Origin of the sequence: Rhizobium sp. Leaf306, assembly GCF_001423425.1 — a bacterium.
GTDB lineage: Bacteria > Pseudomonadota > Alphaproteobacteria > Rhizobiales > Rhizobiaceae > Neorhizobium > Neorhizobium soli.
Genome location: NZ_LMNX01000002.1, coordinates 508,866 through 535,048, shown reverse-complemented (window position 1 = coordinate 535,048; position 26,183 = coordinate 508,866). Strand labels below are relative to the sequence as shown.

The 26,183-nt window shown below is 60.7% G+C and carries 23 protein-coding genes; 13 read left to right on the top strand and 10 right to left on the bottom strand.

Features of this window, described 5'->3' with window-relative positions:
* The first annotated feature begins 44 nt into the window (after positions 1-44).
* Positions 45-680: a hypothetical protein gene (locus ASG19_RS10400; RefSeq protein WP_062456138.1), complete on the top strand. Its 636-nt coding sequence runs from the start codon at positions 45-47 to the stop codon at positions 678-680.
* A 112-nt stretch (positions 681-792) separates the two neighbouring features.
* Positions 793-1,935 carry a transglycosylase SLT domain-containing protein gene (locus ASG19_RS10395; RefSeq protein WP_082476284.1) on the top strand — a complete coding sequence of 381 codons (1,143 nt, stop codon included), beginning with the start codon at positions 793-795 and terminating at the stop codon, positions 1,933-1,935.
* On the opposite strand, the gene ASG19_RS10390 is transcribed toward ASG19_RS10395, so the two are convergent.
* The gene (locus ASG19_RS10390; RefSeq protein WP_062457961.1) at positions 1,875-3,233 is read right to left on the bottom strand and encodes a serine hydrolase; all 1,359 of its coding nucleotides are present in this window, start codon (positions 3,231-3,233) and stop codon (positions 1,875-1,877) included. The two genes, ASG19_RS10395 and ASG19_RS10390, sit on opposite strands and share 61 nt — an antisense overlap.
* Positions 3,234-3,341: 108 nt before the next feature.
* Here ASG19_RS10390 and ASG19_RS10385 point away from each other — a divergent pair, with 108 nt between their 5' ends.
* From ASG19_RS10385 to ASG19_RS10365, 5 genes are all read left to right on the top strand, one after another.
* Positions 3,342-4,601, top strand: a complete 1,260-nt coding sequence (locus tag ASG19_RS10385; protein WP_062456132.1) for a DUF3419 family protein — start codon at positions 3,342-3,344, stop codon at positions 4,599-4,601.
* Positions 4,601-5,284 (top strand): class I SAM-dependent methyltransferase, encoded by a 684-nt coding sequence (locus tag ASG19_RS10380; RefSeq protein ID WP_062456130.1) that lies wholly within the window; start codon positions 4,601-4,603, stop codon positions 5,282-5,284. Before ASG19_RS10385 ends, ASG19_RS10380 begins: the two co-directional genes overlap by 1 nt.
* A 133-nt stretch (positions 5,285-5,417) precedes the next feature.
* On the top strand, positions 5,418-6,212 hold the full coding sequence (locus ASG19_RS10375; protein ID WP_062456127.1) for a GH25 family lysozyme: 795 nt from the start codon (positions 5,418-5,420) through the stop codon (positions 6,210-6,212).
* 130 nt (positions 6,213-6,342) lie between these two features.
* Positions 6,343-7,572, top strand: coding sequence for a lytic murein transglycosylase (locus ASG19_RS10370; RefSeq protein WP_062456124.1), 1,230 nt, complete (start codon positions 6,343-6,345; stop codon positions 7,570-7,572).
* An 89-nt stretch (positions 7,573-7,661) separates the two neighbouring features.
* A complete protein-coding gene (locus tag ASG19_RS10365) occupies positions 7,662-8,576 on the top strand; it encodes a DMT family transporter (protein WP_062456121.1) in 915 nt (304 codons plus the stop codon).
* A gap of 411 nt (positions 8,577-8,987) precedes the next feature.
* Here the strand turns inward: ASG19_RS10365 and metF are convergent, their stop codons facing one another.
* The 4 genes from metF to ASG19_RS10340 all read right to left on the bottom strand — a co-directional run bounded on the left by metF (position 8,988) and on the right by ASG19_RS10340 (position 14,613).
* Complete coding sequence (gene metF, locus ASG19_RS10355) at positions 8,988-9,884, bottom strand: methylenetetrahydrofolate reductase [NAD(P)H] (protein ID WP_062456114.1); 897 nt, start codon at positions 9,882-9,884, stop codon at positions 8,988-8,990.
* Between the two features lie 10 nt (positions 9,885-9,894).
* Positions 9,895-10,893, bottom strand: a complete 999-nt coding sequence (locus ASG19_RS10350) for a metalloregulator ArsR/SmtB family transcription factor (RefSeq protein WP_062456111.1) — start codon at positions 10,891-10,893, stop codon at positions 9,895-9,897.
* 147 nt (positions 10,894-11,040) lie between these two features.
* Positions 11,041-12,690, bottom strand: a complete 1,650-nt coding sequence (gene ettA / locus ASG19_RS10345; RefSeq protein WP_062456108.1) for an energy-dependent translational throttle protein EttA — start codon at positions 12,688-12,690, stop codon at positions 11,041-11,043.
* A 120-nt stretch (positions 12,691-12,810) separates the two neighbouring features.
* The gene (locus ASG19_RS10340; protein ID WP_062456105.1) at positions 12,811-14,613 is read right to left on the bottom strand and encodes a hypothetical protein; all 1,803 of its coding nucleotides are present in this window, start codon (positions 14,611-14,613) and stop codon (positions 12,811-12,813) included.
* A gap of 149 nt (positions 14,614-14,762) precedes the next feature.
* On the opposite strand from ASG19_RS10340, the gene ASG19_RS10335 reads away from it, so the two are divergent.
* The 5 genes from ASG19_RS10335 (at position 14,763) to ASG19_RS24615 (ending at position 19,777) form a co-directional block, all read left to right on the top strand.
* Positions 14,763-15,725 carry an alpha/beta hydrolase gene (locus tag ASG19_RS10335; RefSeq protein WP_062456101.1) on the top strand — a complete coding sequence of 321 codons (963 nt, stop codon included), beginning with the start codon at positions 14,763-14,765 and terminating at the stop codon, positions 15,723-15,725.
* 54 nt (positions 15,726-15,779) lie between these two features.
* On the top strand, positions 15,780-16,745 hold the full coding sequence (locus ASG19_RS10330; RefSeq protein ID WP_062456098.1) for a DMT family transporter: 966 nt from the start codon (positions 15,780-15,782) through the stop codon (positions 16,743-16,745).
* Positions 16,746-16,747: 2 nt separating this feature from the next.
* Complete coding sequence (locus ASG19_RS10325; protein ID WP_062456095.1) at positions 16,748-17,947, top strand: CaiB/BaiF CoA-transferase family protein; 1,200 nt, start codon at positions 16,748-16,750, stop codon at positions 17,945-17,947.
* On the top strand, positions 17,944-19,593 hold the full coding sequence (locus ASG19_RS10320) for a thiamine pyrophosphate-binding protein (protein WP_062456092.1): 1,650 nt from the start codon (positions 17,944-17,946) through the stop codon (positions 19,591-19,593). The genes ASG19_RS10325 and ASG19_RS10320 overlap by 4 nt, the downstream gene beginning before the upstream one ends.
* Before the next feature lie 61 nt (positions 19,594-19,654).
* Positions 19,655-19,777: a hypothetical protein gene (locus ASG19_RS24615; RefSeq protein ID WP_256413794.1), complete on the top strand. Its 123-nt coding sequence runs from the start codon at positions 19,655-19,657 to the stop codon at positions 19,775-19,777.
* A gap of 75 nt (positions 19,778-19,852) precedes the next feature.
* On the opposite strand, the gene ASG19_RS10315 is transcribed toward ASG19_RS24615, so the two are convergent.
* The 3 genes from ASG19_RS10315 to ASG19_RS10305 all read right to left on the bottom strand — a co-directional run bounded on the left by ASG19_RS10315 (position 19,853) and on the right by ASG19_RS10305 (position 21,520).
* Positions 19,853-20,194, bottom strand: a complete 342-nt coding sequence (locus ASG19_RS10315; RefSeq protein WP_062456089.1) for a RidA family protein — start codon at positions 20,192-20,194, stop codon at positions 19,853-19,855.
* A gap of 79 nt (positions 20,195-20,273) precedes the next feature.
* A complete protein-coding gene (locus ASG19_RS10310) occupies positions 20,274-20,612 on the bottom strand; it encodes a TIGR01244 family sulfur transferase (protein WP_062456086.1) in 339 nt (112 codons plus the stop codon).
* Between the two features lie 74 nt (positions 20,613-20,686).
* Positions 20,687-21,520: a DUF4432 family protein gene (locus tag ASG19_RS10305; protein WP_062456083.1), complete on the bottom strand. Its 834-nt coding sequence runs from the start codon at positions 21,518-21,520 to the stop codon at positions 20,687-20,689.
* Between the two features lie 183 nt (positions 21,521-21,703).
* On the opposite strand from ASG19_RS10305, the gene ASG19_RS10300 reads away from it, so the two are divergent.
* Positions 21,704-23,125, top strand: a complete 1,422-nt coding sequence (locus ASG19_RS10300) for a L,D-transpeptidase (protein ID WP_062456080.1) — start codon at positions 21,704-21,706, stop codon at positions 23,123-23,125.
* A gap of 77 nt (positions 23,126-23,202) precedes the next feature.
* Here ASG19_RS10300 and ASG19_RS10295 read toward each other — a convergent pair whose 3' ends face one another.
* Both ASG19_RS10295 and ASG19_RS10290 read right to left on the bottom strand, forming a co-directional pair.
* Positions 23,203-23,919 (bottom strand): ParA family protein, encoded by a 717-nt coding sequence (locus ASG19_RS10295; RefSeq protein WP_062456077.1) that lies wholly within the window; start codon positions 23,917-23,919, stop codon positions 23,203-23,205.
* 215 nt (positions 23,920-24,134) lie between these two features.
* Entirely contained in the window at positions 24,135-25,634 is a 1,500-nt protein-coding gene (locus tag ASG19_RS10290; protein ID WP_062456074.1) for an amino acid permease, read from the bottom strand.
* Positions 25,635-26,183 lie beyond the last annotated feature (549 nt).

The window sequence follows — 26,183 nt, the reverse complement described above, 5'->3', positions numbered from 1 at the left end:
CGCGCTGAGCGACAAACGAGAGCCGTGGGCTCCGGAGGAATGTGATGACGATCGAAACATGGTTCGCATTTGCCGCGACCGCTGTGGCCCTCGTCATCCTTCCCAACCCGCTGACGAGGACAGTCGCGCTCTATTCCAAGCAGCGCGGCCGTCTAAGCGCAGTCGTGACGGTCCCCGCATTGGCCTTGGGACTGGGTCTCGCCTTCACCGCGGGCCTCGCGCCGCTACTGCTTGTCTGTTTTTACGCGCCATCGGCCATGACCGCGATCGGCTGGGTCGGCATCGCCTACGCCATGGTCTATGTACTCTGGTGCTTCCAGGACCCACAGGTCCGCGCGCCGCTCGCCGACAATGACAATCTGCCGACGCGGCGGTTTGACCGGATCTTCGCAGACGTCTTCGTTCGATGCGTTCGCACCCCCAGATACGCGATCATTCTTGCCGCGCTGACTGCACAGTTTCTGCGCCCTTCGCTGTCGCTCTCGCTCCAGGCCGAAGTGCTGACGGCGATTTTTCTCGCCTCCATCGCTGGCAGTGCGTTGGCACAGGCACTCATCCCCAGCCTTGCGCTGCGGGGCACAAAGCGATTTTCGAGGCGCAATCCAGCCTTGAACAAGCCCGGCACGGTATTCATCGCCAGGCGTGCCGTGACGGCTGGTTTCCGGCGAATCGCTGCTTGAGGAAACAGAAAGCGTCCTTCGACTTGCCGGGCGCCGCCTTATACGTTAATGGAAATCCACAATCGGTGACTTTTTGGCGGGTACGGTAACCATTTCAAATGAGAGCAACCTGATGACGGTGGTCAGATTCGTCAGCCGTAGAGCTGCTGTGGCGCTTGCGATGTCTTCCGTTCTGGCTGGATGCTCCAGCGTTGAGCGCGATACAAAAGTCGCGTCCGGTCAGCCGTCTCAGACCACGTCAGCTGACGGTCAGCTCGTCATCCAGTACAATTCTTCCGCCGCCGATCAATCTCAACAAATGGCGCCCGGCCAGACAATGGCGCAGATCGCCAAGAGCGGTCGCATTGCCGTTCCGGTTCCGCCGACCGTAGAAACCGTATCGGCTCAGAATGCCGCCATGGCGTCTCCGACCATGGCGCCGATCGTTGCCTTCACGCCGCCGCCGATCGCAACCGCGGTCCAGCCCGTGAGCCTTGCTTCGGCGCAGCCGCTCAAGCCGGCAGCCGGTTCGGTCATGACCCAGAAGTCGAGCCGTCTCGTGTCGCCGCCGGTCGCGACCGCCGTTGCGTCTGGCCAGATCCAGCCGGCAGCGGCGCAGGCCATCGCGCTCGACGAGGAAGAACTGACGCCGGATATGGTGGCGCTGCAATCGGTCGTGCCGACACCGCGTCCAGCCACGCTTACATCGAGCGCTATTGCTGGTGCTGCAACGCCGGCTGCCGCAAGCTCCACGCTTGCCTATGCAGCCGCACCCCGCGCTGTGGCTGCGGTCTCGGCCATGGGCAATATCAAGGACTTTCCGCCGGCTCCCGGCGAGCCGATGCCGGATACCGCGTCGAACGCGCCCGCAGACCTCAAGAAGCTCATCAAGCGCTATGCCGGTCTCTACGGCGTGCCGGAATCGCTGGTGCACCGCGTCGTCCACCGCGAAAGCAAATACAATCCAAAGGCCTATCACAAGAACGGATATTGGGGCCTGATGCAGATCAAGTACTCGACCGCGAAGTCGATGGGCTACCAGGGCAAGCCGGAAGGACTGCTGGACGCCGAGACCAATCTTAAATACGCGATCCGATATCTCCGCGGCGCCTGGCTCGTTGCCGACAACAAGAACGACAACGCCATCCGCCTCTATGCCCGCGGTTATTACTACGACGCCAAGCGTCGCGACATGCTGCATGTGCTGAAGGCCGATCAGAGCCCTGCGACACCTGTCGCCTTCTCAACGGCGCCGAACAGCAAGCCCGGTTCGTAACCCAGCGACCTGGGCGTCAGCCCAAGCCGAACCACCACGAGATCAGCCGACGGCATGACAGCAATTGTCTGCCCGTCGTGGCCCTGCAGGTAGAAAGTATCTGCCGGTAGCGGCATACCATCGGCCTTCGGCAGCCACGTCTGCATCTTCGAAAACCGTCCGCCCGAATGCGCATTCGGCTCCTGCATCAGGTGCACAAAGCCCTCGGGGAGCAGTCGCATCCCTTTCCACACCCCGTCGCGCGCCAGAAACAGGCCGAACCGTGCCCAGTCGCGCCCGGTCGCATAGAGATAGGAACTGCCGGCAAACGTCCCCGCCGCATCCGGCTCCATGACGGCGCTTGTCATGCCGAGCGGATCGAACAAGGCCCTGGATGGATAGCCAAGAGCCGTCGCGCGATCACCGATCCTGTCCATCCATATCTTCGACAGAAGTATGCTGGTGCCCGACGAATATCGGAAACGCGCGCCCGGATCTGCCTCGAGCGGGATCGTGGCCGCGAACGCGGCCATGTCGGGTTCGAGGTAGAGCATCCGCGTGACATCGGCGACGGCACCGTAATCCTCGTTGAAACCAAGCCCGCTTTCCATGGCGAGAAGGTTGGCAAGCGTGATTTCGCGTCGTTTGTCGTTGCTCCACGCGGGCAGAAGATCACGATCTCCGAGCGACATCCGGCCGCTCTCCATCATCGTACCGATCAACGCCGCATTGACGGTTTTCGTCATTGACCAGCCGAGCAACGGCGTATCCTTCGAGAAGCCGTCTCCATACCCCTCGCCGATGATGCGCCCGTTCTTGACGACCACCACAGCCCGCATGCCAGGCCCCGTCAGCGACTTATCCTCTAGAACCTCCATCACACGCGGATCGCGTTCGACCCCCTGCCCCACCGGCCAGGGCGAAGCCTGATCGACCGAGGGCGATGATCGCGGCGGCAGCGCGACTTGCGGCAACGCCGAACCATCCGGCGAAACGGTGCAGCCGAGGCCAGGCCTGTAGGTTGCCTGATTGGTTCCGATGAAGCCAAGCAGCCCGGCATCGACACGTCCGGCATCGCGGTCAACGGTCACCCGCATCATCAGGAGCAGCGGGTTGCCCGGCGCCTGCACGTCGATCGCCAGCACCTCCTGCGGATCGCGTCCGGCCAGAAACACGTTGGAGCAGACGATCTTGGCCGCATAGCCGCTTCCGACCCGAAGCAGTTGCGGCGGCGCAATGGTGATCCACGCCAGTCCCCCGACGATACCAAGTACCAAGGCTCCTGCAGTTCCCGTCACAATCCGCTTCATCAGGCGCATGCGCAAAATGTCCTTGTTCAACAACAGCCCGCGTCATCCAGCTGTAGCATGCCGGGTTTAGGCCTGCGTTCTACACATCGCGAAATAATTCACGCAGCGAGAGACGCAATGGCCGACGTCGTCAGGGAAACCGGTTTCACCAGCAATCAGAAGCTCAAGGATGCGCTGCTCCAGCACAAACTATTTTCGCGCGAAGGGCTGTCGGAACGGCTGTTCGGGCTCCTGTTTTCCGGTCTCGTCTATCCGCAGATCTGGGAAGATCCAGACGTCGACATGGAAGCAATGGAGCTCTCATCGGAGCATGCGATCGTCACCATCGGCTCCGGTGGCTGCAACATGCTGGCCTACCTCTCCCGCAATCCGCGCAGCATCGATGTCGTGGATCTTAACCCCCACCATGTCGCGCTGAACCGGCTGAAGCTCGCGGCATTCCGTCATCTGCCGAGCCATATGGATGTCGTCAGGTTTCTCTCGGCGCAGGGTACACGATCGAACAGCATCACCTTCGACAGACTGATCGCGCCGAATCTGGATCGCGCAACCCGCAGCTACTGGCAGAAGCGCTCGATCACCGGCCGTCGCCGCATCTCCGTGTTCGACCGCAACATCTACCGCACCGGGCTCCTCGGCCGGTTCATCGGCGCGGGACACCTTCTGGCGCGCCTGCATGGCGTCGATCTGACGAAGATGGCGCAGACCAAATCGGTCCGAGATCAGCGCCGCTTCTTCGACGAAGAGATCGCGCCCCTGTTCGACAGAAAACTGGTCCGCTGGATCACCTCGAACAAGAGTTCGCTGTTCGGCCTTGGCATTCCGCCGCAGCAGTATGACGAGCTGGCCGGCATGGCGACCGGCGGCGGCGATAACGGCTCAATCGCGACCGTGCTGCGGGAGCGTCTCGAAAAGCTCGCCTGTCATTTTCCTCTGAAGGACAATTATTTCGCCTGGCAGGCGTTTGTCCGCCGCTATCCCGCCGCCCACGAAGGCACGCTGCCCACCTATCTCAAGGCCGGCAACTACAAGGCGATCCGTGCCGCCACAGACCGGGTCGCGGTTCACCACGAGAGTTTCACCGCTCTCCTCAAGCGCAAGACGGCGGGCTCCGTCGATCGCTACGTCTTGCTGGACGCGCAGGACTGGATGAACGACCAGCAGATCAACGACCTCTGGTCGGAGATCGACCGGACGGCCGCTGTCGGCGCCCGGGTGATCTTCCGGACGGCCGCCGAGCGCAGCGTCATCGAAGGGCGCCTCTCGCCCTCGCTTGCCGCGCGCTGGACTTATCTCGACGAGCGCTCGCAGGCCCTCAACCTGCAGGACCGCTCCGCCATCTACGGCGGCTTCCATGTCTACGCGAAGGCCGACTGATGGCAGAGACCGACGCAGGCAACCTCGGACCGGCCAATCGTGAAGAGATCGGCCATGCCGGCAGGATGGACCGGATGTACCGCTACCAGCGGCATATCTACGACCTCACCCGCAAATACTATCTCCTGGGACGCGATGGCACGATCGCAGGTCTTGCTCCGCCAGTCGGTGGAAGCGTGCTGGAAGTCGGCTGCGGAACCGGCCGTAACCTGCTGCTCGCCCACAAGCTTTTCCCGAACGCGAAACTCTACGGCCTCGATATCTCCGCGCAGATGCTCCAGACGGCAGACGCGAATTTCCGCGGCACAGGAATAAAGCCTATTCTGAAGGTCGCAGATGCCACGACATTCACGGCGGAGGAGTTCGGCGTCAACGGTTTCGACCGGATCCTCATTTCCTATGCCCTGTCGATGATCCCAGACTGGGAGAAGGCGATCGACGCCGCCCTTGCGGCGCTGTCGCCTCAAGGGTCGCTGCATATCATCGACTTCGGACAGCAGGAAAACCTGCCGAACGTCATGGGATCTGCGCTTAAGTCCTGGCTCGCCCGCTTTCATGTGACCCCGCGCGCCACCCTCGAACAGGCGCTGGAAAAGCGTCTCGCAACGGCAAAGGCCGACATGATGTTCGAGGTGATCGGCCGCGGCTATGCCTGGCGGGCGATCCTTCGCCGCCGGGGATAATCACTAAGCGTATTCCAGATCTTGCTTTCTAACTGAATTTTTACGAGCTTATGGTAAACGGGACGCTACGCCTCCCTTTTGCCCACTCGATCGCGGACAAGGCTCTCTGTCTCTGCCCTAACACGGAACCTTCATGCCCCGGCTTCCAACCGTTCTTTCTGCTGCCGTCCTGTCTGCCGCGCTTCTGATGTCCGGTTGTACGTCCACGAGCTACGATCTGGTCGATACTGGCTCTGTCCGGCAGATGAAGTTCAAGGACACGGATCCGCAGGATTTCGGCGCCAACCATCCGGGCCGCCACGAGGTTCACGGCATCGACCTGTCGAAATGGAACGGCACCGACATCGACTGGCAGACGGTGAAGAAATCCGGCGTCGCCTTCGTCTTCATCAAGGGAACCGAGGGCAAGGACCGCATCGATTCCGCCTTCACCACCCATTGGCGCAACGCCGCCAATGCGGGCATTCCGCACGCGGCCTATCACTTCTACTACTTCTGCTCGACACCGGAAGATCAGGCAGACTGGTTCATCGCCAATGTTCCCAAGGAAGCAAACATGCTGCCGCCGGTACTGGACATGGAGTGGAACCACGCCTCGCCCACCTGCAAGCTGAAGCCGGATCCGCAGACCGTGCGGGCCAGCATGAAACGCTTCATGGACAGGATCGAGGCCCACTACGGCAAGCGGCCGATCATCTACACGTCGGTCGATTTCCACCGCGACAACCTCGTCGGCGCCTTCCCCAACTACCATTTCTGGGTTCGCTCGGTCGCCGCCCATCCGACCAAGATCTATACGGACCGCAAGTGGGCGTTCTGGCAATACACGGCAACAGGCGTTGTCCCGGGCGTCAAAGGCGCAACCGATATCAATGTCTTTGCCGGAAACAGCAAAGCGTGGAAGACGTTTATTGCGTCGGCCGACTGATGTGCTAACCCGCACAAGCTCTCTGGCAATGTATCTGACGTTACGCTAAAACCGGCGCGACCTGAGGGTCTGCGCCCATGTCCACCAGTGACCATGTCGCGCGGAAGAAATCGATTTTAGGAAACCGCTGATGTCTTCGACACTTGTCCGCCGCGCAGCTTTGGCTTGTGCTCTCGCCGCCTGCCTCTCTTCCACCGCCCTTGCCCAGACAGCCACTCAGCCGACCGCTCCGCCAATTCCGGCAGCACCTTGCGGCGGCGATCTTGCGACCTTCCTCGAAGGCGTCAAGGCTGACGCGATCAAGGCCGGCGCTACCGCTGCCGCAGCGGATCAGGCATTTGCAGGCGCCGAGATCGACCAGAAGGTTCTGTCACGCGACCGCGCGCAGGGCGTCTTCCGCCAGACTTTCCTCGAATTCTCGCAGCGCACCGTCAGCCAGGGCCGCCTCGATATCGGTCGTCAGAAGATGAAGCAGCTTTCGGACGTGTTCGGCCGCGCCCAGAGCGAATTCGGTGTTGCGCCTGGAGTCATCACCGCATTCTGGGCGATGGAAACCGATTTCGGTGCCGTTCAGGGCGATTTCAACACCCGCAACGCGCTTGTCACGCTGTCGCATGACTGCCGCCGTCCTGGCCTGTTCCGGCCGCAGCTGATCGCGCTGATCGAGATGGTCCAGCACGGCGATCTCGACCCGGCCACCAACACCGGCGCATGGGCCGGCGAAATCGGCCAGGTGCAGATGCTGCCGGAAGACATCATCGCGCACGGCGTCGATGGCGACAACAGCGGCCATATCAACGTCAAGACGAGCGGTCCCGACGCCATCCTGACGGCGGCCAAATTCATTCAGAGCATGGGCTTCACGCCCGGCCAGCCCTGGATCCAGGAAGTGACGCTACCGGAAAGCCTGCCCTTCGAAAAGAGCGGCCTCGGCAACGAGATCCCGGCCAGCGAATGGTTTTCCTATGGCGTCACGCCGCGCGACGGCGTCACGTCCTTCGGCAATCTGCCGGCAGCACTCGTTCTGCCGCAGGGCCGCAAGGGACCCGCGTTCCTGACCTATCCGAACTTTGGCATCTACCTGCAGTGGAACCAGTCGTTCATCTACACGACGTCTGCCGCCTATTTCGCCACCCGCCTCTCCGGCGCCCCGCCTTACCTGAAGGGCAACCCGGAACCGGGTCTCGACGATACGGGCATGAAGGCACTGCAGACCAAGCTTCAGGCGCATGGCTATGACGTCGGCAAGATCGATGGCATTCTGGGCTCCGGCACGCGCGTTGCCGTCCAGAAGGAACAGGCACGCCTCGGCATGCCGGCCGACGGCTGGCCGACCCAGGCTTTGCTGTCCGCGCTTTGATCAGCGGGCCTTGCATCACATGACATGAAACGGGTGGCGGGCTGACCGCCGCCCGTTTTATCTTCGAGCAGCATCAATAAAGGCATTCCATGTCATCCGCCGCAGCCAGACTGACCCCCGTCGCCTGGGCATTGCTGTTCGTGCTCGGCCTTCTCTGGGGCGGCTCGTTCTTCTTCGCCCGCATCGCCGTCCAGGAAGTACCGCCGTTCACTCTGGTGTTTCTGCGCCTCGGTCTTGCGGCGCTCGCTCTCCACATCTACCTGCACGGCCGCAACGGAACCTACTCCATCCTTGCCACCCACTGGCGCGCCTTTGTCGCAATGGGCTTCCTCAACAACGCTCTGCCGCACACGCTGATCTTCTTCGGCCAGACGGAGATCGGCGCAGGCCTTGCCTCGATCCTCAACGCGACGACGCCGATCTGGACCGTCATCATCGCCAACCAGTGGACGTCGGACGAAAAGCTGACCGGGGCAAAGCTCGCAGGATGCGCTGCAGGCCTTGTCGGCACCTGCATCCTGATCGGCCCGAGCACGATTACAGATACGGCAGCACCGCTCTGGGCGCTGCTCCTGCCGATCGGCGCCGCGATCTCCTATGGTATCGCCGGCACCTACGGAAAACGCTTCCGCGGCATACCGGCCCCGGTGACGGCCACGGGACAGCTCACGGCGTCGAGCCTGATGATACTGCCGGTCTCGCTGGTCGCGGACCAACCCTGGACGCTTGCTGCACCGTCTCCTCACGTCGTCATGGCTATCGTGGCGTTGGCGTTACTCTCGACCGCGCTCGCCTACCTGATCTTCTTCAGGGTCCTGGCACTGGCCGGCGCAACCAACGCTTCCCTCGTCACGCTGCTCATCCCTCCGAGCGCCATTCTTCTGGGAGTATTCTTCCTCGGCGAACGACTGGAATGGACTGATATTGCCGGCATGGCGGTCATCTGTGCAGGGCTCCTTCTGCTGGATGGGCGAATCCTTCGCACCCGCACAACGGCAACGTAGTCCTCGCTGGAAACGGTACTGTTAACCGTCTGATCGCGATATTTAACACTTTGAAAACTTCCGTTAACGGGACTTTCCGTTGTCAAATCAATGAGATGGCAAATCATCGGTCGGTTTCGGCCGCGTCTTGATGCGCTGCAGCACAGTTTCCCTCTTCCCATTTGCCATGAAACAGACATAAACTCTGTCAGTCAACGCAAGGAGGCAGACATGGGAAGAACCTACCCTCTCAATGTCCTGGTGGTTGGTATTGCGTTTGTGTTCGTCGCTTCGATGTTGTTCATCTAGACGCATTCCAAAACAACGCATGCAACCGGTGACCGGTGATACCTCGGACTGACCGTTTGATAATCGGCAGCATTACAAAAGCGCATGTTCCCGCATGGAACATGCGCTTTTTCATTGTCGGCGCTACGCAGCGTTACCGACGTTTGCATCCTTGTCAGGGTGCCGGCCAAGCCGTTCCAGCACACCTGAGACCAGCGGGACGCGGTTCATCGTGTAGAGATGGAAGTGATCGTGACCGCGGCGCATCAGGTCTGCGATCTGCTCGGCCGCGACATCGGCCGCCACCTTGGCACGATCATCAGGCTTGTCGTCCAGACCTTCGAAGCGGGCATCGAGAAACGCCGGAACGGTGGCGCCGCAGCGGCCCGCAAAACGCTTCAGCTGAGTCAGGTTCTGGATCGGCATGATACCCGGCACGATCGGGATGGTGATGCCCGCCGCATGAACGGCCTCGAGATAGCGCTCGAACACCTCGTTGTCGAAGAAGAACTGCGTCAGGGCGCGGTTGGCACCTGCATCTGCCTTGCGCTTGAGCGTATCGATATCGGCAGCCATGCTCGGGCTTTCCGGATGCATTTCCGGATAGGCGGAGACGGAAATATCCATGTCGCCATATTCCACCAGCATGCGCACCAGATCGGCCGTGTCCGAGAAACCATCGGGATGCGGCGTATAGGCCGCGCCGACGCCTGCGCTCGAATCCCCACGCAGCGCAACGATGCGACGAACGCCCGCTGCCCGGTACTCCTCGACAACAGACTTGACCTCCTCGCGCGCGGCATCGACGCAGGTCAGATGCGCAGCGGTCTGGAGTTTGGCATCGTTGATCATACGCTGAACCGCTGCGAGCGTCGGCTCGCGCGTGGAGCCTCCGGCGCCATAGGTCATCGTGACGAATTCCGGCTTGAAGGCTGCAAGCGCATCGACCGTTTCCCAGAGCTGCGTCTGCATCTCATCGGACTTCGGCGGAAAGAACTCGTAGGAGAGCTTGAACGGGGCCTTGGCTGCGGGTGTATCCATGATCAGGCTCCTAGATAACGGTTTCGGCGAGAGCGGGTGTGTCGGCTTTCGCCATCAGCAGGCGACGGTCGCCGGCAAGCCACACTGTCACTGTGAGGGCGCCTTCGCGGCCCGGGCTGAGGTCGATCACCTTCTGGACGTCCAAGCCCACTCTGTTCAGCCACTCGTTCATCGCCTGATGGGAGAAACCGAGGCGCAGATGCGCGTGCTCGTCACGCAGATGCTCCAGCGCATGCGGCGCAAAATCGACGATCAGCAATCGCCCGCCGGGCCGCAGCATGCGGGCGGCTTCGGCGATCGCAAGATCCGGCCGGTCGAGGAAATGCAGCACCTGGTGAATGGTGATGAGATCGAAATCCTGGCCTTCGACAGGCGGATTGAGAATGTCGCCGTGCCGGACCGATGCCTTGACGATGCCTGCATCGTCGAGATTGGACCGGGCGACAGACAGCATGTCGCGGCTGGCGTCGACACCGATCGCGCGGCGATAGCGGCTTGCCAGCAAACGCAGGATCCAGCCCGTTCCCGTGCCGAGATCGAGCAGCGAATCAACTGGCGATGGGCCGATCAGCCGCAGCAGCGCCTCTTCGACCGTCTCGTCGCTGGCATGCAGACGACGGAGTTCGTCCCACTGCGAAGCGTTGCGGCTGAAATATTCCTGGGCCTTCGCCGAGCGCTGGTTTTTCACAGTTGTCAGACGCTCGCGGTCACGCACAAGCACCGGATCATCCTGCGAAGCGGAGGCGAGCAAAGTCTGGACCAGTGCGGCGCCGTTCCCTTCCTGGCGCAGCCGAAAGTAAGCCCAGGCGCCTTCCTGGTATCGCTCGATCAGCGCTTCTTCGGTCAACAGCTTGAGATGACGCGAGATCCGCGGCTGGGACTGACCTAGAATTTCGGTCAGATCCGTGACGGTCAGATCGCCTGCGGCCAAAAGCACCAGCAAACGAAACCGTGTGGGCTCCCCTGCTGTCTTCAGCACATCTACCAGTTCATCGAGGACCAACCCCATACAACACGCCTTCACAATCAACATATAAAGATATGTTTATGTGATTTCAAATTGCCACGCAAGACGCAACGGGAGCTGAGCAGGCATTCCTACAAAAAAACCCGGGGACGACCCCGGGTTTTTGTAAGCTTCAAACTGCGTCTGCAGTTAGCGTGTCAGACGCTTGTGGGCCTGGCTGCCGGGATTGAGAGCATCAGGGCCGAGACGACGGATCTTGTCCTCTTCGTAATCCTCGAAGTTGCCTTCGAACCATTCCACATGGCCATCGCCTTCGAACGCGAGGATATGCGTCGCCAACCGGTCAAGGAACATGCGATCATGGCTGATGATGATCGCGCAGCCGGCAAACGCTTCGAGCGCGCTTTCGAGAGCGCCCAGTGTTTCCGTATCAAGGTCGTTGGTCGGTTCGTCGAGCAGCAGAACGTTGCCGCCGGCCTTCAGCATCTTGGCAAGGTGGACGCGGTTACGCTGACCACCCGACAGGTTGCCGACCTTCTGCTGCTGATCGCCGCCCTTGAAGTTGAAGGCGCCGCAATAGGCGCGGGAGTTCATGTCGAACTTGCCGAGCTTGATGACTTCGGCACCGCCCGAGATTTCTTCCCACACCGTCTTGTTGCCGTCGAGAGCATCGCGGCTCTGGTCGACATAGCCGAGATGCACGGTTTCACCGATGCGGACAGAACCGGCATCCGGCTTTTCCTGTCCGGTGATCATCTTGAACAGGGTCGTCTTGCCGGCGCCGTTCGGGCCGATAATGCCGACGATACCGCCCGGTGGCAGCTTAATCGACAGGTCGTTGATCAGCGTGCGGCCTTCAAAGCCCTTGTTGATGCCTTCCATCTCGATCACCACCTGGCCGAGACGCTCGGACACGGGGATGATGATCTGCGCATCGCCGGGACGGATGCCGTCGGCAGCATCGACCAGCTGTTCGTAGGCCTTGATACGGGCCTTCGACTTGGCCTGACGGGCCTTCGGGCTGGAGGCGATCCATTCCTGTTCGCGCGAAATCGCCTTCTGGCGGCCGGCATCTTCGCGGGACTCCTGCTGCATGCGCTTGGCCTTCGCCAGCAGGTAAGCCGAGTAGTTGCCTTCGTATGGAATGCCGCGGCCGCGGTCGAGCTCGAGGATCCAGCCGGTGACGTTGTCGAGGAAGTAGCGATCGTGGGTGATCATCATCACGGCGCCGGGATAGTCGCGCAGGTGCTTTTCGAGCCAGGCGATGGTCTCGGCGTCAAGGTGGTTGGTCGGTTCGTCGAGGAGCAGCAGGTCCGGCTGCGACAGAAGCAGGCGGCAGAGCGCGATGCGGCGACGCTCACCACCCGAAAGCAGCGTGACGTCCGAATCCTTCGGCGGGCAGCGTAGCGCTTCCATCGCCATTTCGACCTGCTTGTCGAGATCCCAGAGGTTCTGTGCGTCGATGACGTCCTGGAGCTTGGCGCCTTCGTCCGCCGTCTCGTCGGAATAGTTCATCATCAGTTCGTTGTAGCGCTCGAGCACCGCGGTCTTGGCAGCAACGCCGACCATGACGTTCTCGAAAGCCGTCTTCGTTGGGTCGAGATGCGGTTCCTGCTCGAGATAGCCGACGGTCGCACCTTCAGCGAGCCAGGCCTCACCGGTGAACTCCTTGTCCTGTCCAGCGATGATGCGCAGAACCGTCGACTTACCCGCGCCGTTCGGACCGAGGATACCGATCTTGGCATCCGGATAGAAGGACAGGTTGACGTTCTCGAGGATCTTCTTGGCGCCGTAGGACTTGTTCAGCCCCGACATGTGATAGATGAACTGACGTGCCATGGATAAATGTGCTCCGGGGAATTTGTTTGCCCGCTATGTAGGCGAAGACGGGCTTGGGAGCAACGCATACGAGGCGCAAACCATGCGCTTTCCGAACGGAATCGTGGCACCGGAGGCTTTCTAGCGCAGGTTTGCGTGGTCGATCCGGAAAAGCTGAAACGGATTTGCGGGACCGGTATCAAGCCGTGCGAGACCGGGCCAGTCCTTGCCCGCGGACAATGCATCGTAGAGCGGCGCCGATCCAGGCTCAGCCTGCGCAGGGAAACGGCAGACCGCCACATAATCGAACGGTGCAAGCGCTTCGCGACGCGTCTCTGGGTCGGTTGTGATAAAGGCTGTATAGGCGTTCGCCATCCCGCGTGAGGCCCGGTGAAACGGGATCGGCCCGACCGTCAGCCCTGATGGCATCGGGTTCCTCAGCACCGACATGGCAAGTGTCGGGGGGGCTAGAAGATGCCATTGGCCGAGATTTGTGAGAGCGGACATGTCGCCGGCCTTGCAGTCGTCGATGGTCATCGCCTGGACGGCATCGCCGTGTATCGTTTGTGGCCGCGAAAGGCTCCAGAGACCGACCATGAGCAGAAAGACGCCGGTCCCGACGCTGAACAAGGTCCTTGATACTCGGCCGGACTGCCTTGATGTCTGATCGATATGGCGGAGCGCCAGCGGCACGAAAAGTGCGGCGAAGACGAATGGAAAGCGGATATAGCGAAGCAGACCGGTTGCCAGAAGCACACTGACGAGTGCGGTGACGAACAGGATCGCAAGGGCAGGATTACCGGCGCGAACCTCACTCAAGACCCGTGGCGCCGCAATAGCCAGTATGGTGAGGAAAATACCGATCAACAAGATGCCCGGCAAGGGCGAGCCGCCTGCATAATGGAGCAGTCCCTGCTCCTGCGGCACCCGGTCGAACCATAGCTGCTTGGCGAGCGGATCCATCCCGGCATAGGGGCCCGCAAGGCATTCAGTAAAAGAGATTCCGGTTGTAACGATGACGCCGATCGAGGCAGCGGCAAGAACGGGCAGTTTTACCCAGCCGGATGCATCCGCGAAACATCTGCAGGCAATCCAGGATGTGCCGGACAGACCGACAAGAAGACCGATATAGGGTGCAGAAAACGCATCGCACGGCGTCGACATCGTACCTGAGGCACCAAGCAGTGCCAAAGCTGTTGGAACAGTGGCGATACATATTGTGGCCGACGCCGCCGAGAGCGTTTCGGCCGCCCTGGTCGCCCCTGCGACGAATGCCACAACAAGTCCGCCGAACATGATGACCAGGAACGGCAGACCTTCGAGTGCGATGGCGACCGACATGACGGTGCCTACCCCGACAACGATACCGCCGATACGATCGAAGCGGACAAGACCGTAAGCGACAGCCATCAGTGCAACGATCTGAAAATTGTGATGGTCGATCCGACCGGGCGAAAATTCGAAGACCGCATACAGCATCGCGAACGTCCCAGCCGCCAGCCGGAGATAGTGAATCCCCTCAGTGATCGGAGCAATGCGTTTCCAGATCATGGCAACAAACAGCCCATAGACCGAAAGCAGCATCGGAGGCCAGATCAACAGGGATGCGGAGATGGCTTCGTCGCGGCCAAGCAACGGCGTCAGCAGAAGCGAAAGGCCGGCATAGGGAAGATCGACGAGACGAGACCAGGGCGAGACGTAGATCCCTGGGCTGTCGATCATCGGCAGCGTCAGGTGCCAGAAGGACCCGGATGCGGATAACAGATGGCGAATCTGAACGCCCCGGAGAACATCATCCACATCCGCGAAGAACAGCCGTCCATCCGAAAGGTCGAGTAGCAGCAAAAGGATTGCCGTCAGATAGACAACGAAAAAGATCCGCAGAAGCGATCCTTCCTGCCGCGTCGATGACGCGCCTGCCTCGCCTCTCCTCGCGCCAGCCATCCTCGAAGCCACCTGCGTTTTGCCCTTCAGCACCGGCTTACCTAGCTTGAATTAACATTGCGCTACCGGATTGCCTCTGCGAAAGATCGAACGGGAGAAGCGGCCGGGCAGGACAAGCGACTGACAGCGTCGGTGCCGCAGGAATAGCGATGTTTGACACAACCAACTGGCTCGATAGTTCGACGGGCGCGCGCATAGCATTTCATCATCAACCCGCGACATCGGACGGCCGTGGCGTCATCCTCGTCTTGCACGGTCTCGCCGACCATTCCCGCCGTTACCGGCGGTTTGCCGAAGCGATGGCGACGCACGGTTTTCATGTCTATGCGCCCGACCACCGCGGCCATGGCGAGACCACGGCACCCGGCATACCGCTCGGCCGCTTTGCTGTGCGCGACGGTGCAAGGCATGTAACTGCGGATGTGAAAGCGGTTCGCGATCTCGCGGCTGATGCCCATCCGGACCTGCCGATCATTCTCGTCGGGCATTCGATGGGCGGCCTCATCGCCCTCAATGCCGCGATCGATTATCCGCAGGCCTTCGACGGGATTGCCGTCTGGAACTCCAACTTCGATCCAGGCCTCGCCGGGCGCGGTGCCCAAGCAATTCTGCTTGTCGAGCGCGCGCTAAAAGGGTCTGATGTTCCAAGCACGCATCTGCCGAAACTCACTTTCGGCGCATGGGGAAAATCGATCCCCGGCCATCGCACGGATTTCGACTGGCTGAGCCACGACCAAACCGAAGTCGATGCCTATGTTGCCGACCCGCTCTGCGGTTTCGATGCCAGCGTCTCGCTCTGGCTCGATATCTTCGAGATGTCCTACCGGGGACCCGCGCTGCTGGAACGTCTGCCCGCCGACCTGCCGGTCAATCTGGTCGGTGGCACGGACGATCCGGCGACCGACGGCGGACGCGCCATCCGCTGGCTTGCGGACAGGTTCCAGAAGCGCGGCATGCGCAATGTCGAAACGATCATCTACCCACAAACCCGCCACGAGACCCTGAACGATCGCGTCCGGGACCGCGCGACCAACGCCTTCGCCGAATGGGCGAAAACGCTCACCTCGCGTCGCTCAGATCCGTCGCGCGATACCCGCACGCAAACGGAATGAGTTCATGACATTTCCTCAAGTGCGCTCGGAGAATGCCGAAGGTATAGCTTTGCCATGACGTCACCGCATGCGCATACGAGACCTGCTCTGCAAGCGTCCGGCATTTCCGCCGGCATGGGCCTGATGCTGCTTGCCATGCTGATCACGCCGCTGATCGACGTGTTTTCCAAGCTTGCAACTGCCAACGCCTCCCCGACGCTCATCACGATGGTGCGCTTCATCGTCCAGGGCCTTTGCATGCTGCCGATCGTGCTGTGGACCGGGTCATGGCGCAATTTCTCCTGGGAGCTCAGTTTCTATCACGCCATCCGCGCGGCCGTGATCACGCTCTCGATGATCTGCTTCGTCGCAACGCTCGCCGTCATGGAAGTTGCCGATGCCGTCGCGATCTTCTTCGTCGAGCCGATTATCCTCACCGTCATGTCGTCGATCTTCCTCAAGGAAATCATCGGCTGGCGGCGCTACACGGCTTGCGGCGTCGGCTTCCTGGGCGCGATGATCGTCATCCGCCCGAGCTTCCAGGAAATTGGCTATATCGCGGTATTGCCCGTGGTCACAGCTTTCGGCGTCGCCGTCTTCGCCCTGATGACGCGGGCGCTCGCCCATCGCGAAAACCCATGGTCGATGCAGTTTCAGATGTCGCTCTGGGGAATTCCGATATCAGGTGCCCTCCTCCTGATCGGTCATGTCAGCGGCATCGAATTCATGGCCCCGTCGATCCCCGATTTGACGACGACCACATGGATGGTCGGCGTCGGCACGGTCGCTGCCCTCTCCGGCCTGCTTGCCGTCTATGCCTATCGCGCCGCGCCCGCCTCCGTCATTGCGCCGCTGCAGTATTTCGAGATCGTCTCGGCGACTTTGTTGGGCTGGCTGGTGTTCGGTGATTTCCCGGATCCGGTCAAATGGCTCGGCATCTCCATCATCATCGGGTCAGGCCTCTACATCATCTGGCGCGAACGCCGCGCCGCCTCGCTTAAGCCCGTCACCAACAGCGAAAACACAGTGGTAAGCCCCTGATCATGGATGAGCCCAAGAAAAAGCCGCCGCTTGCCGGCATTCGCGTTCTCGAACTGGCCCGCGTGCTCGCAGGCCCCTGGGCCGGCCAGATGCTGGCCGATATGGGTGCCGATGTGGTCAAGGTCGAAAACCCTGATGGCGGCGATGATACCCGCGCCTGGGGCCCTCCCTTCGTCGAAAGCATCGACGGTGAAAATCTCTCGGCCGCCTATTACCATTCGACGAACCGGGGAAAGCGATCGATCGCAGTCGATCTGAAAACGGAAGAAGGCCAGGACATCGTCCGCCGCCTCGCCGCGCAATCGGACGTCCTGATCGAGAACTTCAAGGTCGGCGGTCTTAACAAATACGGGCTCGACTACGAGAGCCTGAAGGCGATCAATCCGAAGCTGGTCTATTGCTCGATTACCGGTTTCGGCCAGGACGGGCCCTATGCGACCCTTGCCGGCTACGACTATATCGTCCAGGGCATGTCCGGCTTCATGTCGATCACAGGCGAACCGGACGGCCAGCCGATGAAATCGGGCGTCGCCATCGCCGACATCTTCACCGGCATCTATTCCGTCACCGCCATCCAGAGCGCGCTCATCCACGTCATGAAAACAGGCGAAGGCCAGCATATCGATATGGCGCTGCTCGATGTCATGTCGGCGGTCCTTGCCAACCAGAACATGAACTACCTGATTTCTGGCATCTCGCCGGTCCGCCTCGGAAACGCCCATCCGAACATCTCTCCTTACGAGGTGATCAACGTGCAGGACGGCTACATCATTCTCGCCGTTGGAAATGACGGACAGTTCCGCCGTTTCTGCCGAATTCTCGGCATCGAGCACGTCGCGGATGACGAGCGGTTTTCCACCAACAAGGCGCGCGTCGCGCACCGGATCGAGGTCCGCAGTCTCCTGATCGCCGAGACGATCAAGTGGACCAAGGCTGATCTCTTGTCCGCCTGCGGCGACAATGCCGTGCCTGTCGGACCGATCAATTCGATCGGCGAAATGTTCGAGGATCCCCAGGTCAAGGCGCGCGGTCTGCGGGTCGATCTCGAGGCAGCCGACGGCACTGTCATTCCCGGCGTCCGCAGCCCGATCGTGCTATCGGAGACTCCTCTTGCCTATCACCGCCCGAGCCCGAACGTGGGCGAGCATACGGCCGAAATTCTTGCCGAACTGAACATGATCGAAAAGGAGCGCAATCGATGAAAACGGGTGGAGAACTGATCGTCGAGGCACTGAAGGCAAACGGGGTGAGCAGAGTGTCCTGCGTCCCGGGCGAGAGCTATCTTGCCGTGCTCGACGCGCTCTATGAAAGCGGTATCGAGGTTCTCGTCTGCCGCCAGGAAGGCGGCGCGGCGATGATGGCGGACAGCTGGGGGCGGCTGACGGGCCAACCCGGCATCTGCATGGTCACCCGTGGCCCCGGCGCCACCAACGCGTCTGCCGGTCTCCACATCGCCAAACAGGATTCGATCCCGATGATCCTGTTCATCGGCCAGATCGGCCGCGACATGAAGGAACGCGAAGCGTTTCAGGAAGTCGAATACCGCCGCGCCTTTACCGAGTTCGCCAAATGGGTCGGCGAAATCGACGATGCCCGCCGTATTCCGGAATTCGTCACCCGCGCCTTTGCCGTCGCCACTTCCGGCCGCCCCGGCCCAGTCGTGCTGACGCTGCCCGAGGATATGCTGACGGAAGCGGTCGAGGCGGTTCAGCCCCGCCCCTATACCCCGGTCGAAAGCCATCCCGGCAAGAGCCAGATCGCGACCTTCGACGAGATGCTGCGCAATGCAAGGCGGCCGATGGTAATCCTCGGCGGCACCCGCTGGGACGAGAAAACGGTTTCGGATTTCCAGGATTTCGCCAGCCGCTTCAAGCTGCCGGTCGGCTGCTCATTCCGTCGCCAGATGCTGTTTGATCACCTCCATCCATCCTATGCCGGCGATGTCGGCATCGGCATCAACCCGGCGCTTGCGCATGAAATAAAGGACAGCGATCTCCTGATCCTCATCGGCGCCCGCATGTCGGAAATGCCGTCCTCCTCCTATACTCTTCTCGACATTCCCTACCCCAAGCAGACCTTGGTCCATGTCTACCCGGATCCGGAAGAGCTTGGCCGGATGTACCGCCCGGATCTGGCGATCTGCGCGGCACCGGCGGAATTCGTCGCAGCCATCAAGGATCTGCAGCCGCCGGCGCTGCCACTCTGGACCGAGCGCAAATCGTCGATGCACGATTCCTATCTGAAGTGGTCGACGCCCCCGAAAAGCGGCCCCGGCGACGTCCAAATGGGACCGATCATGGCCTGGATCGAGGAAAACGTTCCGACCGACGCGATCTTCACCAATGGCGCCGGCAACTATGCCACCTGGGTGCACCGGTACCACCGGTTCCGGAAATACAACACGCAGTCGGCACCGACATCAGGATCGATGGGCTACGGCCTTCCGGCGGCGGTCGCGGCAAAGCAGCTGTTTCCGGAACGCGAAGTCGTCTGCTTTGCCGGCGATGGCTGCTTCATGATGCATGGACAGGAATTCATCACCGCCGTCCGCTACGGATTGCCGATCATCACCGTCCTCGTCAACAACGGCATCTACGGCACGATCCGCATGCATCAGGAACGGGAATATCCCGGCCGCGTGTCGGCGACGGATCTCGTCAATCCGGATTTCGTCGCCTATGCGCAAGCCTTCGGCGGGCATGGCGAACTGGTCGAGAAGACGGAGGATTTCGGTCCCGCCTACCTTCGGGCCCGCGCAAGCGGCAAGCCAGCCATCATCGAAATCAGGCTCGATCCGGAAGCGATCACGCCGGCCAAAACGCTGACGCAGATCCGCAACAGGAACTGAAACGGCGGCATCTGAGCAGTCGACGGGTGGAACATTTCGCCGGCCATGCCGTTGATGGCGCATGGCAAATGACACAAAACGCAAAGCACTGGGCGGCATGACGACCTTCGTCGCCGTCATTTTTTTTATCGGTCTCGCACTCGCGGCTTACTACTTCATCGGCATGACGCCGGGCGAGCCGTGATCCCAAGGGATCGTCGATACAAAAAGGGGGCCGGTTTTCACCGGCCCCCTTTTCATGTCAGTATGAACCGGCCGATCAGATCGCTGCGGTAACGATGAATTCGACCTTGTACTTCGGCGCAGCGAGCTTGGCTTCGCTGGTGGCGCGGGCCGGTGTATTGGCCGGATCGACCCATGCTTCCCAGGCTGCGTTCATTTCGGCGAAATCAGCAATGTCGGAGAGATAGATCAGGGTCTGCAGGATCTTCGACTTGTCGGAGCCGGCAGCGGCCAGCAGACGATCGACTTCGGCAAGCGCGTCCTTGCACTGGTCGGTGACGCTGTCGCCTTCGCCAACCTGGCCGGCCAGATAGACGGTGTTGCCATGGACGACGGCGCCGCTCATGCGGGCGCCGGGCTCGATACGCTGAATGCTCATAAAATGCTCCTGAATGCTGAGCTTCGGAAATTAAGGGCGTGGCATACCGCGCCCTTGCGTGGAAAGGCTTTCGAACCGATCAGCCGCGCAGGCGCAGGCTCTGTTCGTAGATCGCCGTGGAGCGTGCGCCCGAGCGGCAATAGCCAAGCAGCGGCTTGGGAAAATCTTCGAGCACGTCGACCATCTCGGTCACGCCTTCCGGTGTCAGGCCCATGCGGCCGACCGGGATATGGCGGATGTCGAGACCGAGCTCCTTGGCGCGTGCCTCGATCGCGGCGAAATCCGGCTGGCCGGGCTCTTCCTCGTCGGGGCGGTTGCAGACGATGGACTTGAAGCCGAGCGCCTTGATCTGGTCGAGGTCTTCGACCGTGATCTGGCCTGAGACCGAGTATTCGTCGTTGATCTCGCGGATATCCATGGCAGAGCCTCCATTCTCGATAGGGGGCAAGCTTTACGATGCACCCCGGGGAGCGTCAATCGCCAAGCGGCCTTTTACGCAAACACGAAGCGCAGGCCGTAGTCGACGCTTTCGCCGGGTTGAAGCCATTTCAGCTCGCCTGACGCCTCCAGTTCGCCGCGGGTGGCCAGCCGGTGCGAGACCGGCTCGATCCCCAGCACATGCGCCGGCTGCTTCTGGTTGCGCCACATCTGCAGGTATGGAAGCGTGTCGGTCCTGAAACGCACTTTGAGCGTGAGACCACCGAGCGCCGCGATCGGTCCCAAGGCCAGTTCCGCCCAGGGATCGCCGCCCGCTGCCGGCACGCAGAACACGCTCCCTGGCTCGGGCCCGAAATTCCAGGGCATCTCTTTTTGCTCTAACATCGCGCTCGAAAGACGGACGTTGTCGTCCAGCAGCCAGGCCCCGATATTCATATGGTACATATGCACCCGGGCGATGGCTTTCGTTCCAGTGTTCGTCACCCTGTCGGACAGGCAGACTTCTCCGGTCACTCCATCAATCCGCCAGTGGCGTTCCAGAAGCGCGGATCCCCCCTCGGCTGTCGTGACCGGAACGCGCGCCCGGCATTCGGCATCCTCCTGCATATCCCAGAATACGATCTCGGCCGGGTGCGACGAGTAGGAGCCGTGCAGCGGAAATCTCGCGCCGTCTGCGCGACCCGGAATGGCTTCGGGGTGGCGGATGTGGTCGGGACCACAGGTGAACAGAAACCCTTCCAGCGAATGATCGATTCGCGGATCGCCGTCGTCAGGAATGGCCCGACCTGGCGCAATGTCGATACCGCCGACGAAACACGCGCCGATATCCAGCACAGACGCCTCGTCCAGGTTGAGCTTCGGCCCGTTTCCTGCTGAAAACGCTTTCATAAAACCTCCCTCACGGCTACTCTCGCCGGATCGTGATCGAATTTAACCAACGGTTCATAACGAATTCACTTTTCTCACGATAAAGTCGAAATTACCTTGTCTATGGCACCAGATACTAGAGCCGGGAACCATGTGCGCGGTTTCCCGCTTAACGTAGACGGAATAATTTCTTTCGGTGGAAACGTGAAGCGTCTCATTCTCGCAAGTATCAGCCTTATGGCAATTTCAGCAGCCTTTGGGCCCGTGTCGGCGCAGGCCCAGAGCGGATATCTGTATCCGCAGGAGCAGACGACCCTTGTCGCACCTGACGGCGCCATTCTCGACTACAGGCCGGATCCGCGCGACGTCGTGATCAGCCGCGACGGCATGGGCCGTCGTGTCTATCTCGATCGCCGCGGAAACATTGTCGCGACCGAAACGCGCCAGGATGCTTACCGTCCGCAGCAGGCGGAATATCCGCCGGCACCTCGTGGCTACAGAAACCAGCGCGACACGGTCTATCAGCCGCAGGATCAGTATCCGCAAGACCAGGGCGGATATCAGGATTACCGCCAGTATCGTCCCGGTGAAGAACCGGGTGCCGTGACCGGGTCGATTGCCGGCCCCGGTTCGATTACCCGCGAGCCACTTACCAACGATGCACTTCCCGGCATCGACGAGAACTATTCCGAGCCCGAAGAAGCCTCGATCGACCCGAATGCGGGCTCGCAGCTTCCGGCACCGCAGCATGATGCCAAACCGGTCATCACCGTCACTAAGAAGCCGCAGGCCGAGATCGCCGCACTCCAGGTGTTTCTTGACCGCGAGGGCATTTCGCCGGGTGTGATCGACGGCCATCTTGGCGACAACGTCAACAAGGCGATCGCCGCCTGGCAGGAAATGACCGGCGAGACGCTTGATCCGAACAATTCCGAAGACATCATGCAGCGCCTGACCTATTCGGGCGGCCTGCCGATCATCGATTATACGATCACGGCCGCGGACGCTGCCGGACCATATGTTGCGTCTATCCCGGAAGACTACGCTCACAAGGCCACTCTGCCGGCGATGTCCTACACATCCGTGACCGAAAAGCTCGCCGAGCAGTTCCACATGGATGAGAACTACCTGAAGTCGCTCAACCCGAACGTCGACTTCACCATTCCCGGCATGACCATCAAGGTGATCAACCCCGGCACGCCGAAGACCGGACAGGTGACGCGGATCGTTGCCGACAAGTATCGCAAGCAGGTCTTCGCCTACGGTGAAGACGGTGTGCTGATTTCGGCTTATCCGGCCACGATCGGTTCGAGCGATACGCCATCGCCGTCGGGCAACCATACGGTCCAGCGCATCGCGCTCGATCCGGGCTACACCTACAATCCGAAGATCAACTTCACACAGGGCAACAATACCCAGATCCTGCAGATCCCTCCGGGTCCGAACGGCCCGGTGGGCACGGTCTGGATCGCCTTGTCGAAACCCACCTACGGCATTCACGGCACGCCGGAGCCTTCCAAGATCGGCAAGACCAACAGCCACGGCTGCGTGCGCCTCACCAATTGGGATGCGACGGAACTTGCCAAGATGGTCAAACCCGGCACGACCGTCGAATTCCTCGAGTAGGTTTTGCCAGACTTAACAACGCAAAAAGCCTCTCCGGCAAACCGGAGAGGCTTTTTTTTGGCTACGTTAAATTGGCTTCAGGCGGCGTTGCGGCGAAACGGAAACAGTTTCGATCCCATCGAGCGCACGACGCGGACAGGCATCATGCGCATCACTTCCTGAGCGAAACTGCGCGCATTGTCTTTTGCCTTGTCGACATTGCTGACCTTTGTCGCGTCGAGCGTGTGCAGCGTTCCGCCGGTCTCGAACAATTCCTTGAACGCGACCCGTTCGCCGATCGACGTCTCCAGCACATTGACGCCCTTGGCCGCCAGCAACCCCTTGATCGCCAGCATGGCTCGCGTCGTTACCATCGAGGTGACACGGGTAAGGACGACGGAATGGGGAATGTCGAGCTTGGCCTTGTCCTTCATCTGCGCGAGCAGATCGAGAATCTGTGCTGCGCCCTTCGCATCCATCGCCGAGCCCTGGACCGGGATGATGACGTGGTTGGAAAGCCCGATTGCAGTGGTTACCAGCGCGTCTCGCGCGCCGGCAAGATCGATGATGAAGTAGTCGGTCGAAGATGCCATCTCGCGCAGGTGGCATGGAAGCGACGCCGTCGTGACTTCTGAAATCACCGAGAGGTTGGGCACGGGGCCGGAGATCTCGCACCACTGGCTGATCCACTTCTGCGGATCGGCATCGATGATCGTGATGCGAAATCCCTGGTGGGCGAGTTCCGTGGCAAGCAGCAGGGCTGCAGTCGTCTTGCCGGCACCGCCCTTGGCATTGGCAAATGAAATTACGGGCATTCTCGGTCCTTGATGAAATAGAGCCGCATCGCTCACCACCACGCCGCTTCATGCGCAGTTAACGTATTCTTCATGAACTTGGTTAACGAGACGTAAATTAAGGGTTAACGCATATTGCCTGTCACATTTCAGCATGCCGACCTAAAAAGGCTGAGAACGCAAATGTGGCCCGCGAAGCGATCGCGGGCCACGTGTTGATCACGGATGTCTGGGGATCAGACCAGCGCTGCCGCCTGCTTGTGCTCCATCGCGAACTCTTCTTCCGGCGAAAGGATCAGACGATGGCGGCCAACAAGCGCGAAATAGGCGATCGCGACAGCAAACCAGATCACCACCCAGACGACGCCCTTGAAGAAGTTGGGATCCTGAACCTGATAGAGAAGCGTCACCACGGCGATGACGATCGTCAGGACGGCACCCGGGATGCCCAGTGGAGACCGGAACGGCCGCTCGATATTGGGCAGTTTCTTGCGCAGGATGATGAACGAGATCGCCTGCATGATGTAGGAGAACATCGCGCCGAACACCGCCATGTTGAGCAACACGCTGCCGATGGCGCTGCCGCCTGCTTCCGCACCGAGCGAGAACCAGATGACCAGCATCACGGCAAGACCGACCAGCGCTCCCGCCAGCATCGCGACGTAGGGCGTCTTGTAGGTCGGATGCGTGACCGAGAGCGCCGTCGGGAAATAGCCGGCCCGTGAGAGCGAGTAGATCTGGCGACCCTGTGCATAGAGGATCGTATGGAAGCTGGCGATCAGACCCGTCAGCGCCACCAGACCGAGGATAACGACGCCGCCGTCGCCATAAACGGACTTGAACCCGTCGAGAAGCGGCTCCAGCGCCGTACTCAGATGAAAGGCGCCGACACCCGGCAGAGAGGGATTGAGGAGCACAATCATGAAGGCCGACAGCATCAGCGTCATCATGCCGAGGATGATGCCCTTCGGCATGTCACGCTTCGGATCGACCGATTCTTCTGCCGCCAGCGGCAACTGTTCGATGGCAAGGAACAGCCAGACCGCAAAGGGAAGCGTTGCAAGCACGCCTGTGATCCCGAACGGGAACCAGTCGCCATTGCCTTCAGGCAGTTCGATCGCTGCACCATCAGGTCCGACGCCGATGTTCAGCGCCCAGCGGGAAAAGTCCATGTTGGGGATGGCGCTGACCCAGAAGAACACCAGCACCGCCAGCGAAACGATCGTGATGACCAGCGTCACCTTGAACGACAGTTCGAGGCCGAACACGTTGAGCGCTAGGAAGATGATGTAGAACAGGATCCACAGGATCGGCGAGTAGACGGGATCGAGGCCGAGGATCGAATTCACATAGGCCGTAATAAAGGTAACGATGACGGCGGGCGTGAGCACGTATTCGACGTTCTCGCAGAGCCCTGTAATGAAGCCGCCCCAGGGTCCCATCGCCGTTCGCGCAAAGGAATAGGCAGCACCCGTGTGCGGCAGCGCCGGGCTCATCTCGGCGATCGAGAACGTCAGGCCGAGATACATGACGGCGATGATGATGCCTGCAACCAGCATCCCTCCCCATCCGCCGGTCGCGAAACCGAAATTCCAGCCCGAGAAATGCCCTGAGATAACGGCGCCGACGCCGAGCGCCCAAAGCGACCAGACCCCTGCATAGCGCGAAAGCCCGCGCTTTTCGAAATAGGCAGCATCCGCCTTCTTGTAGCTGACGCCCGCTGATGAACTTTCCATGCCTTCTCTCCTGATCAAAGAAATAGGCAGCGAGGCCGTCCGGCCCGCCGTCCCCGTCCATTCGGATCCGCCCGCTTTTGTCGGTGTCGGTATCCCGCAGCTCTGGCTGTTCCCCTGGTCTCTCAGTAAACCGGCTGGAGAGTTCCCACACCGGCCCGTCGAAAGCCTGCCTCGACCGTAGGCGGCTTCGTTTCGAATAAACTCGTTCATAGTCTAGGTCGTGAAGTCAGTGCCGGACGCGATGACTGTCCTTTGATCCCGCCGACATCGGTCTTGAAGCGATTTCGTGAAGTATGAACACGCATTAACCACGACGAGAATTCTTCACTTCCGCCGCGTCGTCAACGGTAATCTCAAATCTCCTCCATGGGCCCCGTTGACTCGGTCCTGGAAACGAATGTTAATCCTGTCACAAACCGGCGCAGACCGGAGGGAACGGCTTTCGTATGACCGGCAGGATTGACCAGTGATGACAGGGCAAACACGATTGCCGTGTCCGAGCGCAGTTCCCTCCGGACAAACGGATTCAATTGGTGAGGGATATCTTCT

Excerpts from the sequence above, each read along its gene's own strand:
- ASG19_RS10325 (WP_062456095.1), top strand. The coding sequence starts at position 16,748 with ATGGATGAGCCCAAGAAAAAGCCGCCGCTTGCCGGCATTCGCGTTCTC.
- ASG19_RS10295 (WP_062456077.1), bottom strand. The coding sequence starts at position 23,919 with ATGCCCGTAATTTCATTTGCCAATGCCAAGGGCGGTGCCGGCAAGACG.
- ASG19_RS10305 (WP_062456083.1), bottom strand. The coding sequence starts at position 21,520 with ATGAAAGCGTTTTCAGCAGGAAACGGGCCGAAGCTCAACCTGGACGAG.
- ASG19_RS10390 (WP_062457961.1), bottom strand. The coding sequence starts at position 3,233 with ATGCGCCTGATGAAGCGGATTGTGACGGGAACTGCAGGAGCCTTGGTA.
- ASG19_RS10310 (WP_062456086.1), bottom strand. The coding sequence starts at position 20,612 with ATGGATATCCGCGAGATCAACGACGAATACTCGGTCTCAGGCCAGATC.
- ASG19_RS10335 (WP_062456101.1), top strand. The coding sequence starts at position 14,763 with ATGTTTGACACAACCAACTGGCTCGATAGTTCGACGGGCGCGCGCATA.
- ASG19_RS10365 (WP_062456121.1), top strand. The coding sequence starts at position 7,662 with ATGTCATCCGCCGCAGCCAGACTGACCCCCGTCGCCTGGGCATTGCTG.
- ASG19_RS10290 (WP_062456074.1), bottom strand. The coding sequence starts at position 25,634 with ATGGAAAGTTCATCAGCGGGCGTCAGCTACAAGAAGGCGGATGCTGCC.
- ASG19_RS10385 (WP_062456132.1), top strand. The coding sequence starts at position 3,342 with ATGGCCGACGTCGTCAGGGAAACCGGTTTCACCAGCAATCAGAAGCTC.
- ASG19_RS10380 (WP_062456130.1), top strand. The coding sequence starts at position 4,601 with ATGGCAGAGACCGACGCAGGCAACCTCGGACCGGCCAATCGTGAAGAG.
- ASG19_RS10330 (WP_062456098.1), top strand. The coding sequence starts at position 15,780 with ATGACGTCACCGCATGCGCATACGAGACCTGCTCTGCAAGCGTCCGGC.
- ASG19_RS10400 (WP_062456138.1), top strand. The coding sequence starts at position 45 with ATGACGATCGAAACATGGTTCGCATTTGCCGCGACCGCTGTGGCCCTC.
- ASG19_RS10315 (WP_062456089.1), bottom strand. The coding sequence starts at position 20,194 with ATGAGCATTCAGCGTATCGAGCCCGGCGCCCGCATGAGCGGCGCCGTC.
- ASG19_RS10375 (WP_062456127.1), top strand. The coding sequence starts at position 5,418 with ATGCCCCGGCTTCCAACCGTTCTTTCTGCTGCCGTCCTGTCTGCCGCG.
- ASG19_RS10350 (WP_062456111.1), bottom strand. The coding sequence starts at position 10,893 with ATGGGGTTGGTCCTCGATGAACTGGTAGATGTGCTGAAGACAGCAGGG.
- ASG19_RS10395 (WP_082476284.1), top strand. The coding sequence starts at position 793 with ATGACGGTGGTCAGATTCGTCAGCCGTAGAGCTGCTGTGGCGCTTGCG.
- metF (WP_062456114.1), bottom strand. The coding sequence starts at position 9,884 with ATGGATACACCCGCAGCCAAGGCCCCGTTCAAGCTCTCCTACGAGTTC.
- ASG19_RS10370 (WP_062456124.1), top strand. The coding sequence starts at position 6,343 with ATGTCTTCGACACTTGTCCGCCGCGCAGCTTTGGCTTGTGCTCTCGCC.
- ettA (WP_062456108.1), bottom strand. The coding sequence starts at position 12,690 with ATGGCACGTCAGTTCATCTATCACATGTCGGGGCTGAACAAGTCCTAC.
- ASG19_RS24615 (WP_256413794.1), top strand. The coding sequence starts at position 19,655 with ATGGCAAATGACACAAAACGCAAAGCACTGGGCGGCATGACGACCTTC.
- ASG19_RS10340 (WP_062456105.1), bottom strand. The coding sequence starts at position 14,613 with ATGGCTGGCGCGAGGAGAGGCGAGGCAGGCGCGTCATCGACGCGGCAG.
- ASG19_RS10320 (WP_062456092.1), top strand. The coding sequence starts at position 17,944 with ATGAAAACGGGTGGAGAACTGATCGTCGAGGCACTGAAGGCAAACGGG.